Origin of the sequence: Streptomyces sp. TLI_105, from assembly GCF_900105415.1 — a bacterium.
GTDB lineage: Bacteria > Actinomycetota > Actinomycetes > Streptomycetales > Streptomycetaceae > Streptomyces.
Genome location: NZ_FNSM01000001.1, coordinates 3,111,174 through 3,127,642, shown reverse-complemented (window position 1 = coordinate 3,127,642; position 16,469 = coordinate 3,111,174). Strand labels below are relative to the sequence as shown.

The 16,469-nt window shown below is 72.9% G+C and carries 17 protein-coding genes; 8 read left to right on the top strand and 9 right to left on the bottom strand.

The window, feature by feature from the left end:
* Positions 1–258: 258 nt before the first annotated feature.
* The 3 genes from BLW86_RS14100 to hutH all read left to right on the top strand — a co-directional run bounded on the left by BLW86_RS14100 (position 259) and on the right by hutH (position 4,011).
* A complete protein-coding gene (locus tag BLW86_RS14100; protein ID WP_093874377.1) occupies positions 259–1,047 on the top strand; it encodes an enoyl-CoA hydratase/isomerase family protein in 789 nt (262 codons plus the stop codon).
* 95 nt (positions 1,048–1,142) lie between these two features.
* A complete protein-coding gene (locus BLW86_RS14095; protein ID WP_093874376.1) occupies positions 1,143–2,303 on the top strand; it encodes a GGDEF domain-containing protein in 1,161 nt (386 codons plus the stop codon).
* Positions 2,304–2,469: 166 nt separating this feature from the next.
* Complete coding sequence (gene hutH, locus BLW86_RS14090) at positions 2,470–4,011, top strand: histidine ammonia-lyase (protein ID WP_093874375.1); 1,542 nt, start codon at positions 2,470–2,472, stop codon at positions 4,009–4,011.
* 158 nt (positions 4,012–4,169) lie between these two features.
* Here the strand turns inward: hutH and BLW86_RS14085 are convergent, their stop codons facing one another.
* A complete protein-coding gene (locus BLW86_RS14085; RefSeq protein WP_093874374.1) occupies positions 4,170–4,439 on the bottom strand; it encodes an LPXTG cell wall anchor domain-containing protein in 270 nt (89 codons plus the stop codon).
* A 111-nt stretch (positions 4,440–4,550) separates the two neighbouring features.
* On the opposite strand from BLW86_RS14085, the gene BLW86_RS14080 reads away from it, so the two are divergent.
* Entirely contained in the window at positions 4,551–4,886 is a 336-nt protein-coding gene (locus tag BLW86_RS14080; RefSeq protein ID WP_093874373.1) for a hypothetical protein, read from the top strand.
* 203 nt (positions 4,887–5,089) lie between these two features.
* Complete coding sequence (locus tag BLW86_RS14075; protein ID WP_093874372.1) at positions 5,090–6,358, top strand: L,D-transpeptidase; 1,269 nt, start codon at positions 5,090–5,092, stop codon at positions 6,356–6,358.
* A gap of 77 nt (positions 6,359–6,435) precedes the next feature.
* Here BLW86_RS14075 and BLW86_RS14070 read toward each other — a convergent pair whose 3' ends face one another.
* Positions 6,436–7,302, bottom strand: a complete 867-nt coding sequence (locus BLW86_RS14070; protein ID WP_093874371.1) for a helix-turn-helix domain-containing protein — start codon at positions 7,300–7,302, stop codon at positions 6,436–6,438.
* Between the two features lie 128 nt (positions 7,303–7,430).
* Between BLW86_RS14070 and BLW86_RS14065 the strand changes: the two genes are divergently transcribed.
* A complete protein-coding gene (locus BLW86_RS14065; RefSeq protein WP_093874370.1) occupies positions 7,431–8,483 on the top strand; it encodes an NAD(P)-dependent alcohol dehydrogenase in 1,053 nt (350 codons plus the stop codon).
* Between the two features lie 79 nt (positions 8,484–8,562).
* The gene (locus tag BLW86_RS14060) at positions 8,563–8,925 is read left to right on the top strand and encodes a DUF1330 domain-containing protein (protein WP_093874369.1); all 363 of its coding nucleotides are present in this window, start codon (positions 8,563–8,565) and stop codon (positions 8,923–8,925) included.
* Between the two features lie 28 nt (positions 8,926–8,953).
* On the opposite strand, the gene msrA is transcribed toward BLW86_RS14060, so the two are convergent.
* From msrA to BLW86_RS14040, 4 genes are all read right to left on the bottom strand, one after another.
* Positions 8,954–9,616, bottom strand: a complete 663-nt coding sequence (msrA, locus tag BLW86_RS14055; protein ID WP_093874368.1) for a peptide-methionine (S)-S-oxide reductase MsrA — start codon at positions 9,614–9,616, stop codon at positions 8,954–8,956.
* 118 nt (positions 9,617–9,734) lie between these two features.
* The gene (locus BLW86_RS14050) at positions 9,735–10,847 is read right to left on the bottom strand and encodes a hypothetical protein (protein ID WP_093874367.1); all 1,113 of its coding nucleotides are present in this window, start codon (positions 10,845–10,847) and stop codon (positions 9,735–9,737) included.
* 58 nt (positions 10,848–10,905) lie between these two features.
* Positions 10,906–12,519, bottom strand: a complete 1,614-nt coding sequence (locus BLW86_RS14045; RefSeq protein WP_093874366.1) for a M48 family metallopeptidase — start codon at positions 12,517–12,519, stop codon at positions 10,906–10,908.
* A 172-nt stretch (positions 12,520–12,691) separates the two neighbouring features.
* Entirely contained in the window at positions 12,692–13,801 is a 1,110-nt protein-coding gene (locus BLW86_RS14040) for a tetratricopeptide repeat protein (RefSeq protein ID WP_093874365.1), read from the bottom strand.
* Between the two features lie 72 nt (positions 13,802–13,873).
* On the opposite strand from BLW86_RS14040, the gene BLW86_RS14035 reads away from it, so the two are divergent.
* Positions 13,874–15,028 carry a cystathionine gamma-synthase gene (locus BLW86_RS14035; protein WP_093874364.1) on the top strand — a complete coding sequence of 385 codons (1,155 nt, stop codon included), beginning with the start codon at positions 13,874–13,876 and terminating at the stop codon, positions 15,026–15,028.
* Positions 15,029–15,085: 57 nt separating this feature from the next.
* Here BLW86_RS14035 and BLW86_RS14030 read toward each other — a convergent pair whose 3' ends face one another.
* The 3 genes from BLW86_RS14030 to BLW86_RS14020 are packed head-to-tail and all read right to left on the bottom strand — an operon-like array spanning position 15,086 to position 16,345.
* Entirely contained in the window at positions 15,086–15,337 is a 252-nt protein-coding gene (locus BLW86_RS14030; RefSeq protein WP_093874363.1) for a hypothetical protein, read from the bottom strand.
* The gene (locus BLW86_RS14025; RefSeq protein WP_093874362.1) at positions 15,334–15,792 is read right to left on the bottom strand and encodes a sigma factor-like helix-turn-helix DNA-binding protein; all 459 of its coding nucleotides are present in this window, start codon (positions 15,790–15,792) and stop codon (positions 15,334–15,336) included. Before BLW86_RS14025 ends, BLW86_RS14030 begins: the two co-directional genes overlap by 4 nt.
* A gap of 31 nt (positions 15,793–15,823) precedes the next feature.
* Positions 15,824–16,345, bottom strand: a complete 522-nt coding sequence (locus BLW86_RS14020) for a MarR family winged helix-turn-helix transcriptional regulator (protein ID WP_177181651.1) — start codon at positions 16,343–16,345, stop codon at positions 15,824–15,826.
* Positions 16,346–16,469: the final 124 nt, after the last annotated feature.

Below are 16,469 nucleotides of genomic sequence, written 5' to 3'. Positions count from 1 at the left end.
CTGGCGGCCGGATCCGGCAGGGCTCGCGGCGCCTGGTGCGTGCATCTGCCGCGTTGCCGTCGGTCGGCGTGGCTCCTTCCCCAAGTTCTCGACTTCGCTCGAACAGGGGAGACCCCATCGCCTCCCTCCTCCGCCTTGCAGCTGCACGCACCAGGCGCCGTTCCTGACCCTGCCGGATCCGGCCGCCAGGCCCTAGGATCTCCCGGTGAACGCCTGTTAACACCCGTTAACAGGACTGAACCGGGAGGGTGTGCGGTCATGTCCGAGCAGCGCTTTGGTGAGTTCGTGGTGGTCCGGAAGGACGGTCACGTCGCGGAGCTGGTCCTCGACCGGCCCAAGGCCATGAACGCCGTCTCCTCCGAGATGGCCCGCTCCATCGGCGCCGCCTGCGACGCCCTCGCCGCCGACCCCGAGGTCCGCGTCACCGTCCTGACCTCCTCGAACGACCGCGCCTTCTGCGTCGGCGCCGACCTCAAGGAGCGCAACTCCTTCACCGACGCCGAGCTCGTCCGCCAGCGCCCGACGGCCCGCGCCGCCTACACCGGCGTCCTGGAGCTGCCGATGCCGACCGTCGCGGCCGTGCACGGCTACGCCCTCGGCGGCGGCTTCGAGCTGGCGCTCTCCTGCGACGTCATCGTGGCCGACGCGACCGCCGTCGTCGGCCTTCCCGAGGTCTCCGTGGGCGTGATCCCCGGCGGTGGCGGTACGCAGCTGCTCCCGCGCCGGGTGGGTGCGGCGCGCGCCGCCGAGCTGGTCTTCACGGCCCGTCGGGTGGAGGCGGCCGAGGCCCGCGAGCTCGGCCTCGTCGACCTCCTGGAGGAGGACGCGCGGACGGCGGCCCTGGAGCTCGCCGGGCGGATCGCGGCGAACTCGCCGGTCGGCCTGCGCGCGGCGAAGAAGGCGATGCGGCTCGGTCAGGGCCTGGACCTGCGGGCGGGCCTGGAGGTCGAGGACGCGGCCTGGCGTTCGGTGGCGTTCTCGGGCGACCGGGCGGAGGGCGTGGCGGCCTTCAACGAGAAGCGGAAGCCGAACTGGCCGGGGGAGTAGGAAACCCAGGCAGGGACTTTACCGTTTTGTACCAAATGTGACTCACGGTGACGTCTCGGTGGGGAAAACGGATCAAACCTCCCTAAGCTGGAGGAATGGGTGAGGACGGACGGCTGCGGGCCGTAGTGGCGCTGGCGCAGGCGATGGCGGCGGCGCACACCCCGCGCGAGTTCTGGCGGGCGGCGGCGCTCGGGGCCCGCGAGGGGCTCGACGGGAGCTTCGCCGCCCTGTCCGTCTGGGAGCGGGACCACGGCCGCCTCAAGGTCCTGGTGAACGCCGGGGACCGGGCCGTGGGCGAGGAGGAGTTCCCGGACTCGGAGACGTACCCGGTGTATCAGTTCCCCGAGATCACCGAGTTCCTGCACGAGCAGTGGGCGGGCGGCGGCGAGCCCGACGCCTGGGTGGAGACCGCCGCCGACCCCGTGGCGACCGGTCGGGTGAGGGGTCTGCGGCGGCGGGGGCGCGGCTGCTGCGTGGTCGCCCCGATCGTGCTGCACGGGCGCGCGTGGGGAGAGCTGTACGTGGCCCGCCCGCCGGAGGAGAAACCTTTCAGCCGGGCGGACGCCGACTTCGCGACCGTGCTCGCGGCGGTCGTCGCCGCCGGCATCGCCCAGGCCGAACGCCTGGAGGAGGTCCGCAAGCTGGCCTTCACCGACCCCCTGACGGGTCTTGCCAACCGGCGGGCCGTCGACACCCGTCTGGACGAGGCCATCGAGCGCTACCGGGCGGACGGCTCCGTCGTGAGCCTCATGGTCTGCGACCTGAACGGCCTCAAGCGCGTCAACGACACCCACGGCCACGCCGTCGGCGACCGCCTCCTCGAACGCTTCGGCTCGGTCCTCTCCTGCTGCGGAGCCATGCTCCCCGGCGCCCTCGCGGCCCGCCTGGGCGGCGACGAGTTCTGCCTCCTCACCGTCGGCCCGACGGCGGACGAGGTCGTCGCGGTCGCCGAGGAGCTGTGCGTACGGGCGGCGGAGCTGGAGCTCGGCGAGGGCGTGGCCTGCGGGGTCGCGTCCACCGGGGACCCCATCGGCCCGCTCAGGTCGGCCCGCCGCCTCTTCCGGCTCGCCGACGCCGCCCAGTACCAGGCCAAGGCCGACCGCTCGACGAAGCCCGTCGTCGCGGGCCGCGACGGCACGGTCATCCGGCTCGCGGACGCGCCCCCCGGTGCCCGCGACCGCCGCCGCTTCCGCGACGCCCCGGCGGCGGGCCCGCGCCGGGCGGAGTCGGACGCCCCGGACGAAGGGCATCCGTAGGGGGCGTCCCGGCGGCGGTTCCGGCGCCGCCCGGGCGGCCCTCCGGCCCCGGACCGGGAGCCCGGCGGCGAGGTTCGATCCGGTAAGGGGCCGTCCCGTGTGGGGACGGTGACAAAATCGGCTAGTGACATGTTGGTCTTCAGTCCGTAGGGTGCTGAATATGGATATGCAGACAGTCGTCCTCGGCACGTCCGGCACGACCCCGCAGGACGTCATCGACGTCGCCCGCCACGGCGCCCGCGTCGAGCTGTCGACCGAGGCCGTGGCCGCCCTGGCCGCCGCCCGGGACATCGTCGACGCGCTCGCCGCCAAGCCCGAGCCCGTCTACGGGGTCTCCACCGGTTTCGGCGCACTCGCCACCCGGCACATCAGCCACGAGCTCCGCGCCCAGCTCCAGCGCAACATCGTCCGCTCGCACGCCGCCGGCATGGGCCCGCGCGTCGAGCGCGAGGTCGTCCGCGCCCTGATGTTCCTCCGCCTCAAGACCGTGGCCTCCGGGCACACCGGCGTCCGCCCCGAGGTCGCCCAGACCATGGCCGACGTCCTCAACGCCGGCATCACCCCCGTCGTCCACGAGTACGGCTCCCTCGGCTGCTCCGGCGACCTCGCCCCGCTCTCCCACTGCGCCCTCGCGCTCATGGGCGAGGGCGACGCCGAGGGCCCCGACGGCGTGGTGAAGCCCGCCGGCGAGCTCCTCGCCGCCGCCGGCATCGCCCCCGTCGAGCTCAAGGAGAAGGAGGGCCTCGCCCTCCTCAACGGCACCGACGGCATGCTCGGCATGCTGGTCATGGCCCTCGCCGACCTCGACACGCTCTACAAGTCGGCCGACATCACCGCCGCCCTCTCCCTCGAAGCCCTCCTCGGCACCGAGAAGGTCCTCGAGCCCGAGCTGCACGCCATCCGCCCGCACCCGGGCCAGGCCGCCTCCGCCGCCAACATGCTGGCCGTGCTCAAGGGCTCCGGCCTCACCGGCCACGCCCAGGCGGGCGAGGCCCCCCGCGTCCAGGACGCCTACTCGGTGCGCTGCGCCCCGCAGGTCGCCGGCGCCGGCCGCGACACCATGGCCCACGCCCGGCTCGTCGCCGAGCGCGAGCTCGCCGCCGCCGTCGACAACCCGGTCGTGCTGTCCAGCGGCGAGGTCCGCTCCAACGGCAACTTCCACGGCGCCCCCGTCGCGTACGTCCTCGACTTCCTCGCGATCGCCGCCGCCGACCTCGGCTCCATCGCCGAGCGCCGCACCGACCGGCTCCTCGACAAGAACCGCTCGCACGGCCTCCCGCCGTTCCTCGCGGACGACGCCGGCGTCGACTCGGGCCTGATGATCGCCCAGTACACCCAGGCCGCCCTGGTCAGCGAGATGAAGCGGCTCGCCGTCCCGGCCTCCGCCGACTCCATCCCGTCCTCCGCGATGCAGGAGGACCACGTCTCCATGGGCTGGTCCGCCGCCCGCAAGCTGCGCACCGCGATCGGCAACCTCAACCGGATCATCGCGGTCGAGCTGTACGCCGCCACCCGCGGCATCGAGCTCCGCGAGGGCCTCACCCCGGCCCCCGCCTCGCAGGCCGCCATCGACGCCCTGCGCGCGGCCGGCGTCGAGGGCCCCGGCCCGGACCGGTTCCTCGCCCCCGACCTGGCGGGCGCGGACGCCTTCGTGCGCGAAGGGAAGCTGGTCGCGGCCGTGGAGCCGGTCACGGGCCCGCTGGCGTAAGGACGAGCCGTACGACCGGCGCAACCGCCGAGCCGTACGAAAGGGCCGCCCCCGTCTCCGGGGGCGGCCCTTCACGCGTAGGGGAGCCGACCCTTCACGCGTAGGGGGAGTCACCCCTTCACCCGTACGGGGAGCGGCCCTTCACGCCTGCGGGGCCGTCAGAAGGCGCGGCCCCGGCGCCGCATCGCGAGCGTCACGGAACCCGCCCCGACCCCCAGGAAAGCCGTCCCGCCGAGCAGGTACGCCGTGGTGTTCCGACCCCCGGTCTCGGCCAGGCGACCGTCGTCCGTGAGGGAACCGTCCTGGGTCACCCCGATCCGCGCCCCGCCCTCCTGGTCGGTGGCGTTCGCGGTCGGCACGAACCACAGGGCGCACAGCAGCGTCCCCGCGGCGATGGCGGTCAGCAGCAGGCGTCGGGCGGCGGACACGGAAATTTCGATCCCCCTTGCGGAAACCGCGAATTGGTCGGTGCGCCGATGCTACGGAACACAGCGGGTCGCGGGAAAGCCGAGGGCCTCCGGCCCCCTACGCTCCGATCCATGAGCACACCTGAGTCCACACGCTATGTCCGCCTTCGCGTCGATGTCGTCCTGGAGATCGACGGTCCCGCCGAGCTGACCGAGGCCGCCGAGGCCCGGATCGACGACGACGAGTTCATGCCCGAGGAGGAGCGGGTGCAGGCGCGCGAGGCCGCGCGCGAGGACAGCGCCGAGGCGCTCGCCTACCTCGTCGAGCCCTTCGACCTGATCCGCGACGTCCCCGGGATCGAGATGGTCCAGGCCTCCTGGAGCAGCGAGGAGATCGATTACGACCCCGATGCGCTGGAGTGGGACCTCGGCGAGGAAGATGGGGGCGGGGAGGACGACGACCGCTGAGGCGGGAATCCGCACCAGGCGCGGGCCCCGGGACGCCGTCCCGGGGCCTTTCCACGGCACCGGGAACCGGCGACGGGACTCCGCGCGTGTGGACGAGTGGTGTTCCCCGTGGATCAGTGGCATTGCCCACAAACCCTCCGGTCACGGAACCGTACGGGGTGTCATGGGCGTTCATAGAAGAAGTTGGCAGGGAACCGGCGACGATGGAGAAGCGTGTGATGACGGTCGGCAAGCGCCGCAGGAGCCTGGCGGCGGCAGCCACGGTGCTCAGCGGCGTACTCGTGCTCTCGGCGTGCAACGACGGGGACAAGGACGGCAGCGCCTCCGGTTCCGCGTCGCCGCAGTCACAGGCCCAGGTCGACGAGGCGGCCGCGCAGAAGACCTCCAAGGCGCAGATCACGATCTCGCCGAAGAACGGCGCCCAGAACGCCTCCATCAACAAAGACGCCAAGGTCACCGTGACCGAGGGCAAGCTCACCGAGGTCACCATGACCTCCGCCGAGGGCGCCCGGGTCAAGGGTGAGATAGCGGCCGACGGGCTCAGCTGGAAGCCGAGCGAGCAGCTCGAGCGGGCCACGGTCTACAAGATCGCCGCCACCGCCACCGACGCGGAGGGCCTGGAGGCGCACGAGAACTCCTCGTTCACCACCGTCTCGAAGGCCAACAGCTTCATCGGCAACTTCACGCCCGAGGACGGTTCGACCGTCGGCGTCGGCATGCCGGTCTCGATCAACTTCAACAAGGCGATCACCGACAAGAAGGCCGTCCAGAGCGGCATCACGGTCTCCTCCAGCTCCGGTCAGGAGGTCGTCGGGCACTGGTTCAACTCGACCCGTCTCGACTTCCGCCCCGACGCGTACTGGACCGAGGGCTCGACCGTCACGCTGAAGCTGAACCTCGACGGCGTCGAGGGCGCCGACGGCGTCTTCGGCGTGCAGCAGAAGACCGTCACCTTCACGATCGGCCGCAACCAGGTCTCCATCGTCGACGCCGCCACCAAGACCATGAAGGTCCAGCAGGACGGCAAGACGATCAAGACCATCCCGATCTCCGCCGGCTCCCCGGAGAACACCACCTACAACGGTCAGATGGTGATCTCCGAGAAGTTCAAGGAGACCCGGATGAACGGCGCCACCGTCGGCTTCACCGACGACGACGGCAAGGGCGAGTACGACATCAAGGACGTGCCGCACGCCATGCGCCTGTCCAACTCCGGCACCTTCGTCCACGGCAACTACTGGGGCGCGCGGTCGATCTTCGGCAACGTGAACACCAGCCACGGCTGCGTCGGCCTCGCCGACGTCAAGGGCGCCGGCGACCCGAACCAGACGGCCGCCTGGTTCTTCGACCACTCGCTCATCGGCGACGTCGTCATCGTCAAGAACTCCAACGACAAGACGATCAAGCCCGACAACGGCCTCAACGGCTGGAACATGAGCTGGTCGGAGTGGAAGGCCGGCTCGGCGGTCTGATCCGTACACGCGTCACGAGAAGGCCCCCTCCCGCAGCGGGAGGGGGCCTTCTCGTCATCCCGGCACGTCCGCGGACGTCATCCCCGCACGTCCGCGGCCTCGTCCACGCCCCACTGCGCGAGCAGCCGCAGCGCGTCCGCCGAGGGCGTCCCCGGCTCCGCGTGGTACGTCACGAGCACCAGGTCCGGATCGTCCCCGGCCACCTTCAGCGACTCGTACGACAGCGTCATCTCGCCCACCAGCGGATGCCGCAGCCGCTTCCGCCCGTGCCCCTTGTCGGTCACCGTGTGCGCCGCCCACAGCGAGCGGAACTCCTCGCTGCGCACCGACAGCTCGCCGACCAGCGCGAGCAGCTGCGGATCGTCCGGGTAGCAGCCCGCGTACAGCCGCAGCACGCTCACGACCTCGGTCGCCTTGCACTCCCAGTCGACGTAGAGATCGCGCGCGTTCGGTTCGAGGAAGATCATCCGGGCCATGTTCCGGTCGGCCGGCTCCCAGGCCTCGAAATCGCCCATCAGGGCCCGCGCCATCCGGTTCCAGGCCAGGATGTCGCCCCGGCGGCCCAGGACGAAGGCGGGCAGCCCGTCCATCGCGTCCAGGAGGTGCTGGAGCCCCGGCCGGATCCGCTGCGGACGGGCGATCGCCGCCCGCTGCCGCTTCTTCACCGTCGGCTTCGCCAGATGCGTCAGATGCGCCCGCTCGGTGTCGCTCAGCCGCAGCGCCCGCGCGATGGAGTCGAGCACCTCCATGGACACGTTCCGCCCGTTGCCCTGTTCGAGCCGCGTGTAGTACGCCACGGACACCCCGGCCAGCTGCGCCAGCTCCTCGCGGCGAAGCCCCGGCACCCGCCGGTGCCGCCCGAACTCGGGCAGGCCCACGTCCTGCGGCTTCAGCCGGGCCCTGCGGGAGCGAAGGAATTCACTGAGTTCGGCGCTGAGGTCCATACCGCCCCATTATCGCCGCCGGGTCGCGCGCACGGACGGACGTTCCTGACCCTGCCAGTGGTAGGCACGCCGGACGTAGGCAGAACAGGTGGCTGGGTGGCACCGCCGCCCTCCGGCAGGCTGAACGCATGACCACGAACGTGACCACCGTCCCCGCGTACGCCGCACCCGCCGCCAACGCCCCGCTGGAGCGCACCACCGTGCCGCGCCGGCCCGTCGGCGAGCACGACGTCCTCATCGAGATCAAGTACGCCGGAATCTGTCACTCGGACATCCACCAGGCCACCAACGGCTGGGGCGAGGGCATCTTCCCGATGGTCCCCGGCCACGAGATCGCCGGCATCGTCGCCGAGGTCGGCCCCGGCGTCACGAAGTTCAAGGCCGGCGACCGCGTCGGCGTCGGCTGCTTCGTCGACTCCTGCCGAGAGTGCGAGTACTGCCTGCGCGGTCTGGAGCAGTACTGCGTGAACGGGATGACCGGCACGTACAACGCCCTCGACAAGAACGGCGAGCCGACCTACGGCGGCTACTCCACCCACATCGTCGTCGACGAGGACTACACCCTGCGCATCCCCGAGGGCATCGGCCTCGACGAGGCCGCCCCCCTGCTCTGCGCCGGCATCACCCTCTACTCCCCGCTCGCCCACTGGCAGGCAGGACCCGGCAAGAAGGTCGCGATCGTCGGCCTCGGCGGCCTCGGCCACATGGGCGTCAAGATCGCCCACGCGCTCGGCGCCGAGGTGACCGTCCTCAGCCAGTCGCTGCGCAAGCAGGAGGAGGGCCTGAAGCTGGGCGCCGACCACTTCCACGCGACCTCCGACCCGGAGACCTTCACGAAGCTCGCCGGCACCTTCGACCTGGTGATCTCCACGGTCTCGGCGCCGCTCGACTTCGACGCCTACCTGAGCCTGGTCAAGACGGACGGCGCCCTGGTGAACGTCGGCGCCCCCGAGGAGCCCGTCAAGGTCGGCCTCTTCTCCCTCATCGGCGGCCGCAAGACCCTCGCGGGCTCCATGATCGGCGGCATCGCCGAGACCCAGGAGATGCTCGACTTCTGCGCCGAGCACGGCCTGGGCGCCGAGATCGAACTGATCCGCGCGGACCAGATCAACGAGGCGTACGAGCGGGTCGTGAAGAGCGACGTCCGCTACCGCTTCGTCATCGACACGGCGACCATCTGACGCCCCCGGGCGTACGGCGGCCGGGGCATGACGTCCGGGGTAATCGACCCGGTACGGCATGCCCCGGCACGCTTGCGTCATGACCGCATACGCCATCGGAAACCTGCACCCGAAGCCCCTCCTCGACGAGGAGGTCTTCACCTACATGGAGCGCATCCAGGACACCCTGGACCCCTTCGGCGGCCGCTTCCTCGTCCACGGCGCCCCCGCCCGCGAGGTCCGCGAGGGCACCTGGCCCGGCGCCCTCGTGATCATCGGCTTCCCCACGTACGAGGCCGCCCGCGCCTGGTACGACTCCGCCCCCTACCAGGCCCTGATCCCCCTCCGCACCCGCCACATGGCCGGCGACGTCCTCCTCGTCGAAGGAACCCCCGAGGGCTACGAGGCCGCGAGGACGGCGGCGTCCCTGCGCGCGGCACAGGGCAGGGCCCCGGCCGCCTGAGCGCGGCCGGGGCCCTGACCGAAGGCCCCTACTCCGCCTTCGCGACCCCGATCGGGCAGGACAGGCCCGTGCCGCCGATGCCGCAGTAGCCCGCCGGGTTCTTGTCCAGGTACTGCTGGTGGTAGGCCTCCGCCGGGTAGAAGGGGCGGGTCTCGTCGGCCGGGAGGACGTGGGTGGTGATCTCGCCGTAGCCGGAGCCCGTCAGGACCTTCTGGTAGGCCTTGCGGGAGGCTTCCGCCTGCTCCGCCTGCTCGGGGGAGTGGGTGTAGATCGCCGAGCGGTACTGGGTGCCGACGTCGTTGCCCTGGCGGAAGCCCTGGGTCGGGTCGTGGGACTCCCAGAAGAGCTTCAGGAGCGTCTCGTACGACACCTTCGAGGGGTCGAAGACGACGCGGACGACCTCGGTGTGCCCGGTCAGGCCGGAGCAGACCTCCTCGTACGCCGGGTTCGGCGTGTAGCCGCCCTGGTAGCCGACGAGGGTCGTCCAGACGCCCTCGGTCTGCCAGAACTTGCGCTCCGCCCCCCAGAAACAGCCCAGCGCGAAGTCGGCGACCTCCAGGCCCTCCGGGTAGGGGCCGAGGAGCGGGTTGCCGAGGACGGTGTGGCGCTCGGGCACGGAGAACTCCGGCTCGAGGCGGCCGCGCAGGGCCTGCTCGGGAGTGGGGAAGACGGGGGTCCGGGACAGGAACATGCTGCATCTCTCCTCGACGGTCGGCAGCAGTGTCAACCGTCCGGGGCCGGAAGGGATTCCCCCGGCCCCGCCGCCCTCCCCGGCCCTGCCGCCGCCCCCGGCCCCGTCGCCCCGGGCGTCAGTCGCCGCGCGCCTTGAGGACCTGCGCCGCCGTGTAGTCCCGCACCTTGGTGAAGCGGGCCTTGGGGTCGCCCGAGTAGCTCCAGGGCCGGCAGCCGATGTACCCGTCCACCAGCCGGAACTGGGCCAACGCCGCCTCGTAGCGGTCCTGCCAGTACAGCATCCAGGCCACCAGGTGCCGGGTCTGCACGATCCGCGGGTCCCGCGCGTCGAGCACCCCCTCCGCCGCCGCCAGATCGGCGAGGGCGGCGTCGGTGGCGGCGACCACCTCCGGCCGGTTGTAGAACTCCTGCGGCTCGATCTCGCTCTCGTACGCCTCCTGCTCGAAGTACGCCTCCAGCGGGAACAGGGTGAGCAGCTCCCCCGGCCGGGCCCCCTCCGCCCCGCGCCGGGCGAACGCGAGCGCCTGCTCGTGCGAGCCGCGCCACTTGCGGCACCAGTACTGCACGCCGGTGGCGTACGCCGGGAAGTGGTGCGGGGCGCGCTTCTCGATCTCGGCCCAGAGGGTCTGGAACGCCTCGTGCGAGTAGCCGAGCCCCATGGCGAGCGCCAGCTCGTCGACGAACGGGGTCGGGTCGTCGCCCGCCAGCTCCTGCGCCCGCGCGAAGGCCCCGCGGGCCTGCTCCAGGACGCGGTGGAAGGAGGCGAACTGCTCCTGGGTGGTGTGCCGGGCCTGCTTGGAGCCGCGGATCTCCCACGCCAGGTAGACCAGCGAGCAGGCGTGCACCGCGGCCGCCGCCGGGTCGTCCGGGCGCTCGCGGCGCCAGGCGAGCAGCCAGGCGTCGTCCTCGACGGCCGCGTCGGCGAGGAGGCTGATCCGGCGGTCGCGCTCGTACCAGTCGCGGCCCGCCTCCTCCACGTACGCGGCACCGGCCGCCCAGTCGCCGGAGCGCACCGCGGCGGTGGCGGCGGTGCGCTCCGGCGACGGCGGGTCGATCTCCTCGGTGTCGAGGCGGTCGGCGGGCAGCAGGCCGAGGCTCGCGGCGGCCTCGGCGTTCTTGCTCCGGGAGGAGTCGGGGCTCGCGGTTCCGCCCGCCTTCGCGGCGCGGCGGGACCTGAACCAGAAGTAGAGGCAGACCGCGAGCACGGTCAGCGGGATGAGTCGGGCCATCGGGCAGTCGGTTCCTTCTCGGTCCTTCGTGGACGGGGGAAGAGAGAAGTGGTGCCGGTCAGTGCGGCAGCGGGGTCGGCCGCGACAGCAGCGCGCGCAGCGGCCCGGTGTCCGGCAGGTCCGCGGTGGCCGCGTCCAGCGCGGCCGACAGCGCGTCCGCCGTCCCGTCGGGCAGGGTCAGGGTGGCGGGGCCGGTCCAGGACAGCTCCCAGCGGGCCCGCCCCGAGCGCAGCAGCTCGTCCGTCACCATGGCCGACAGGCCCTGGCGCAGCGCGGGCCGGGCGAACTCGCGCGCCGCGCGGCCGGTGGCCGCCGCGGCCTCCTCGGACTTCGGGAGCCGGTCGGCGATCTCCCAGGCCGAGCCCGCGTCGATCGCGTCGAGCAGCGCGGGGAGCTCGACCGTTCCCGCCGCCCCGGTGGCCGCGCCGGCCGCCGCGCGCAGCTCCTCCGTGCCCCGGGCCACCCGGGCGCTCATCGCCTCGTGGACCAGGTCGGGCCAGTCCAGGCGGCGCATCCGCCGGGTCTCCGGGGTGAGGGACACGTCCTCGATGGCGGCCAGTGCGGCGTCGGGCGAGGCGAGCAGGCCGAGGGCGGGGCCGGAGCCCTCCGCCCCGCGCCCGTCGTCGGGGAGCGCCTCGACGCGGGCGACCCGTTCGGCGGTCGGCGGGTGCGAGTCGTAGGGGGAGGCCGGCTCGTCCGGGAGTTCCTCGCGCAGCCCCGCCAACTCCTCCGCGCGGGCCGCGAGGAGGTGCCGTACGCCGCCGAAGACCTCGCCGCGTGCCGGGAGGAGGCCGAACTCGGTGCCGAGCGCGGCGTAGGACGAGAGGTAGAAGTCGTTCGCCGCGTCGATCGCGGGGATGGTGCGCAGGGCCCGAGCGGTGGCGTCACGGCCCGCGAGCCGGGCCGCGGCGAGGTCGGCGGCGAGTTCCTGGCGGCGGGCGCCGGAGGTGGTGGAGCGCAGGTAGAGCCGGCCGTACGCGGTGTAGATCTTCGCCATCGTGCGGTAGGTGACGCCGGCGCCGTCGGTGTCGATCTCCTTGGCCTTCCTGCCGCGGGAGATCCGCTTCTCGGACCGGCGCTCCTGGCGGGCCCGCTCCTTGTCGACCTTCGCGTCGGCCTTGGCGTGGAACAGCTCGATCATGCGGCCGACCTGGACGCGCCCCCGCGCGCCGATCGCGGCGAGCCGGGTGTCGGCGTTGACGTAGTGGCCCAGCTCGTGGGCGAGGACGGCGCGCAGCCCGGCCTCGTCGAGCCCGGCCGCCAGGGGCAGGCCCAGGTACAGCCTGCGGACCCCGCCGACGAGGCCGAGGAGGCGGGCGTCCTCGGTGACCGCGGCGTTCACGTCGGCGGTCAGCCGGATCTCGTCCGGGGCGCGGGTGCCGACCTCGCGGGCCAGTTCGCGCACGGTCGCCCAGAGGCGCGGTTCGTCGGCCTCGGTGACGAGGAGGCCGCCGGGTTCCTCGTCGCGCGGGGTGCGCAGCATCGCCATGCCCCGCACGACGGGGATCGCGAGGAGCACGGAGACGACGAGGATCTTGATCCGGGTCGCGGCCGGCGCCCACAGGACGGCGACCCAGTCGGCGGCGCCGAGCAGGGCGAGCAGGCCGAGGCCGAGCAGGTAGAAACCGGAGAGCAGTACGAGCGCGCGCACGGCACGCAGGGTCGCGCCCATCGGGCAGAGTCCCCCCACGGGAATGGTCGGCGAGACGCCGAAAACAACTGTTCGAAACGCGTGGGGGGAGTGCGGAGTATCGCCTACGGGCGAGTACGACGTCCACTCGATTCCGGCCGCCGTGCCCACGACCCGTCAGGTCGCCCGCACCGACGCCGTCGTGCCCGGAGGATCAGCGCGGCAGCGTCGCCGGACTGCCGCCGTTCGCCTCGTAGCCCGCGACCGCCAGGTTCCGGAAGACCGTGAACTCCGCCGCCGGATCGCCGCTCAGCGTCCACGGGACCGCGCCCACGTGCCCGTCGACCCGCACCAGCTGGTGCATGGCCTCCGCCCAGCGCTCCGAGCGGACGAGGAACCAGACGAGCAGATGGCGGACGTGCGCGAGCATCGGGTCGTCGGGGCGGGCCGAGTGGACCGCGTACAGCGCGCCGTCCATCGCCTTGGACACCACCGCCGTACGCCAGAAGTCCTGCACGAGCATCACGTCCGGCACGTGCTCGAACACCGCGAACAGCGGCAGCGCGGCGAGCAGCGACCCCTGGGGGGCGCGCGCCGCGGCCGTCGTCGCGAAGTGGTCGGCCTCCTCGCGCGAACCGTGCCACTTCTCGCACCAGTAGTGCAGGGCCGCCAGATGCGCCCCCATGTGCTGCGGCGCCCGGTCGATCACCTTCGCCCACACCTGGTCGAACTGCTCGTGCCCGTACCCGAGTCCGCGTGCCACCGCGAGCCGCGTGATGTACGGCACCGGGTCGCCGGGGGCGAGCAGCGCCGCCTCCTCGGTGACCTTCAGCGCCTCCTCCAGGATGATCCGGAAGTCGTCCGTCCCCGCCGATGAGGAGCGCCACGCCTGCTGCACCAGGAACTCGGCGTGCACGGCCGCGCCGCCCGCGTCCTGCGGCTCCTCCGCCCGCCAGGTCCGCAGCCACGCGCCGCCGACGCCGGGCCGCTCCTGGAGCTCCAGGGAGGCCGCGCCCGCGAAGGCCTGCACGCGCTGCCAGCGCACCTCGCCCTCCGTGCCGGTGGCGGCGAGCAGCCGAGAGGCCGGCCGCCAGTCCTGGGTGGCCTGGACGACGTCGAGGACGTGCAGGAGCTCGTCGTCGGCGCCGGGCAGCCGCACGTCCTGCTCCTCCTGCCGCACGAAGCCGTACGCCTCCGGGTCCGCCGCGTCCGGCGCCCCCGGTGCGACCTGCCGGATCCCTTCGCCGCCCCGGCGGCGCAGCACGAAGGGACCGAGGACGCCGAACAGCAGCCCGAGCGCGATCAGGAACCAGAGAATGTCCATGTGTCCATTGTCCAGGACACCCGGTGAGACGATCGAAGCGGCGGGCGGCGTACGGGACTACGCTCCTGACCCATGAGCGACCAGCACTCCCATCAGAGTTTCGAGACCCGCGCGATCCACGCGGGCAACACCGCCGACCCGCTGACCGGCGCGGTCGTCCCGCCCATCTACCAGGTGTCCACCTACAAGCAGGACGGCGTGGGCGGGCTGCGCGGCGGTTACGAGTACAGCCGCAGCGCCAATCCCACCCGTACCGCCCTGGAGGAGAACCTCGCGGCCCTCGAAGGCGGCCGCCGCGGCCTCGCCTTCGCCTCCGGCCTCGCCGCCGAGGACTGCCTGCTGCGCGCGCTCCTCGCGCCCGGCGACCACGTGGTCATCCCGAACGACGCCTACGGCGGCACCTTCCGGCTCTTCGCCAAGGTCGTGCAGCGCTGGGGCGTGGACTTCTCCGTCGCGAACACCTCCGACATCGAGTCGGTGCGCGGCGCGGTCAACGACCGTACGAAGCTGATCTGGGTCGAGACCCCCTCGAACCCGCTCCTCGGCATCACCGACATCGAGGCCGTCGCCGGCGTCGCCCGCCAGGCCGGCGTGAAGCTCGTCGTCGACAACACCTTCGCCTCGCCGTACCTCCAGCAGCCGCTGGCGCTGGGCGCGGACGTCGTCGTGCACTCGCTCACCAAGTACATGGGCGGCCACTCCGACGTCGTCGGCGGCGCCCTGGTGACCGCGGACGAGGCGCTCGGCGAGGAGCTCGCCTACCACCAGAACGCGATGGGCGCGGTCGCCGGTCCCTTCGACTCGTGGATCGTGCTGCGCGGCATCAAGACCCTCGCCGTGCGCATGGACCGCCACAGCGAGAACGCGACGAAGATCGCCGAGATGCTGACCCAGCACCCGAAGGTCACCCAGGTCCTCTACCCGGGCCTCCCGGAGCACCCGGGGCACGAGATCGCGGCCAAGCAGATGCGGTCCTTCGGCGGCATGATCTCCTTCCGCGTGCAGGGCGGCGAGGACGCGGCCGTCGAGGTCTGCAACCGCGCGCAGCTCTTCACCCTCGGTGAGTCGCTGGGCGGCGTCGAGTCCCTCATCGAGCACCCGGGCCGCATGACCCACGCGTCCGTCGCGGGCTCCCTCCTCGAGGTCCCGGCCGACCTGGTCCGCATCTCGGTGGGCATCGAGAACGTCGACGACCTGCTCGCCGACCTGCGTCAGGCGCTGGGCTAGGAGAAACCCGTGGTGACGGCCGGGGCGCCCGGCCGTCACCGTGTGGCGGAGGCGTGCTCACCAGCCTTCCAGCGGCGGTGTCGTCTCCGCCGGCGGCACCTCCCACGGGTGGGTCATCGACGCCCACACGACGAAGGCGAGCGCGGCGACCGCGCCCAGGGCCCACAGCACGCGCCGGACCCGCCGGGCGTGATGGAGCCGCCGGGCCCCGCGCGCGGCGGCCCGCAGCGCGAGGTCGCGGGGGACCGGCGGATGCGGCGTGTCGAGCAGCCGCCGCACCGCCGCCTCCTTGTCCTCGTACCGGCTCATGCCGCTGCCCGGGCGGCGGATCTGAGCGTGGCGACCGAGCGGGCGCACACCGCGCGGACGCGGGCCTCGGACAGGCCGAGCAGGGCCGCGACCTGCTCCTCCGCGACCCCCTCGTACAGCCGCAGGACGACGACGAGCCGCTCCTGCGGGGAGAGCGCGGCGAGCACCCCGCCCTGCCCGCCGTGATGGCGCCAGGCGGTGCGGGCGAAGCGGGCGGCGAGATCGCGGCGCGCGAGGTCGTACGGATCCTCGTCGCGCAGCCGGTCCCACACCGCGTACGCATGCGCGAGGGCGGCGGTCAGCAGGGCCTGGGCGTACGGGTTGTGGGCGCGGGTCTCGGCGGTGAGCAGCGTCGCGGCGTGCAGCAGCCGCCCCGCCGCCCCGGCCACGAAGGCCTCGAACTCCCGTGTGCGGCGGGCGTGTTCGGCGCCCCGGCCGCGCTGCTGCTCTCGCACCTCCTCATCTGAGGACAGCGCGGGTGCGGGGTCAAGAGGTCTGCGCGGACTCGGTCCCGGCCGGTGCGTGGCCCGTGTGCGCCGACTGCCGTGCGGACAGGGCGGTGTTGAAGCGGGTGAGCAGCGTGCAGAAGGACTCCCGCTCGTCCGGGGTCCAGCCCTCCGTGACCTCGACCATCAGCTGCCGGCGCGAGGAGCGGACCTCCTCCAGGCGCGCGAGGCCGCGCGGCGAGAGCTGGAGGACGACCGCCCGCCCGTCCTCCGGGTGCGAGGTCCGCTTCACCAGGCCGGTGTCGACGAGCGGGGCGACCTGGCGGGTCACGGTGGACGAGTCGATCCCCATGCCCGCCGCGAGCGCCTTCACCCCCATGGGGCCTTCCTGGTCGAGGCGGTTGAGGAGGAGGTAGGCCGCGCGGTCCATGGAGTTGCGGAGCTGGCCGGTGCCGCCGAGGCGGGTCTGCTCGGCGCGGCGGGCGAAGACGGCCACCTGGTGCTGGAGGGCATCGAGGAGACCGGGGTCGAGCGCAGTCGTCATGTCCTGAGAATTGGGCATGGCTGTGGGTCTCTCTCGTGCGGGGGTGGTCGGTCGGTGGGGGACAGAGTACGCGGCCCCGCCGGGGTCCGTACCGGCGCTGCGCAAACCCGTTCCACGGCCCGCCCGCCGGGCGGTCACGGGG

What these genes read in the sequence shown, in the direction of transcription:
- BLW86_RS14100 (WP_093874377.1), top strand. Translation starts at nt 259, where the DNA reads ATGTCCGAGCAGCGCTTTGGTGAGTTCGTGGTGGTCCGGAAGGACGGT.
- BLW86_RS14095 (WP_093874376.1), top strand. Translation starts at nt 1,143, where the DNA reads ATGGGTGAGGACGGACGGCTGCGGGCCGTAGTGGCGCTGGCGCAGGCG.
- hutH (WP_093874375.1), top strand. Translation starts at nt 2,470, where the DNA reads ATGCAGACAGTCGTCCTCGGCACGTCCGGCACGACCCCGCAGGACGTC.
- BLW86_RS14080 (WP_093874373.1), top strand. Translation starts at nt 4,551, where the DNA reads ATGAGCACACCTGAGTCCACACGCTATGTCCGCCTTCGCGTCGATGTC.
- BLW86_RS14075 (WP_093874372.1), top strand. Translation starts at nt 5,090, where the DNA reads ATGGAGAAGCGTGTGATGACGGTCGGCAAGCGCCGCAGGAGCCTGGCG.
- BLW86_RS14070 (WP_093874371.1), bottom strand. Translation starts at nt 7,302, where the DNA reads ATGGACCTCAGCGCCGAACTCAGTGAATTCCTTCGCTCCCGCAGGGCC.
- BLW86_RS14065 (WP_093874370.1), top strand. Translation starts at nt 7,431, where the DNA reads ATGACCACGAACGTGACCACCGTCCCCGCGTACGCCGCACCCGCCGCC.
- BLW86_RS14060 (WP_093874369.1), top strand. Translation starts at nt 8,563, where the DNA reads ATGACCGCATACGCCATCGGAAACCTGCACCCGAAGCCCCTCCTCGAC.
- msrA (WP_093874368.1), bottom strand. Translation starts at nt 9,616, where the DNA reads ATGTTCCTGTCCCGGACCCCCGTCTTCCCCACTCCCGAGCAGGCCCTG.
- BLW86_RS14050 (WP_093874367.1), bottom strand. Translation starts at nt 10,847, where the DNA reads ATGGCCCGACTCATCCCGCTGACCGTGCTCGCGGTCTGCCTCTACTTC.
- BLW86_RS14045 (WP_093874366.1), bottom strand. Translation starts at nt 12,519, where the DNA reads ATGGGCGCGACCCTGCGTGCCGTGCGCGCGCTCGTACTGCTCTCCGGT.
- BLW86_RS14040 (WP_093874365.1), bottom strand. Translation starts at nt 13,801, where the DNA reads ATGGACATTCTCTGGTTCCTGATCGCGCTCGGGCTGCTGTTCGGCGTC.
- BLW86_RS14035 (WP_093874364.1), top strand. Translation starts at nt 13,874, where the DNA reads ATGAGCGACCAGCACTCCCATCAGAGTTTCGAGACCCGCGCGATCCAC.
- BLW86_RS14030 (WP_093874363.1), bottom strand. Translation starts at nt 15,337, where the DNA reads ATGAGCCGGTACGAGGACAAGGAGGCGGCGGTGCGGCGGCTGCTCGAC.
- BLW86_RS14020 (WP_177181651.1), bottom strand. Translation starts at nt 16,345, where the DNA reads ATGCCCAATTCTCAGGACATGACGACTGCGCTCGACCCCGGTCTCCTC.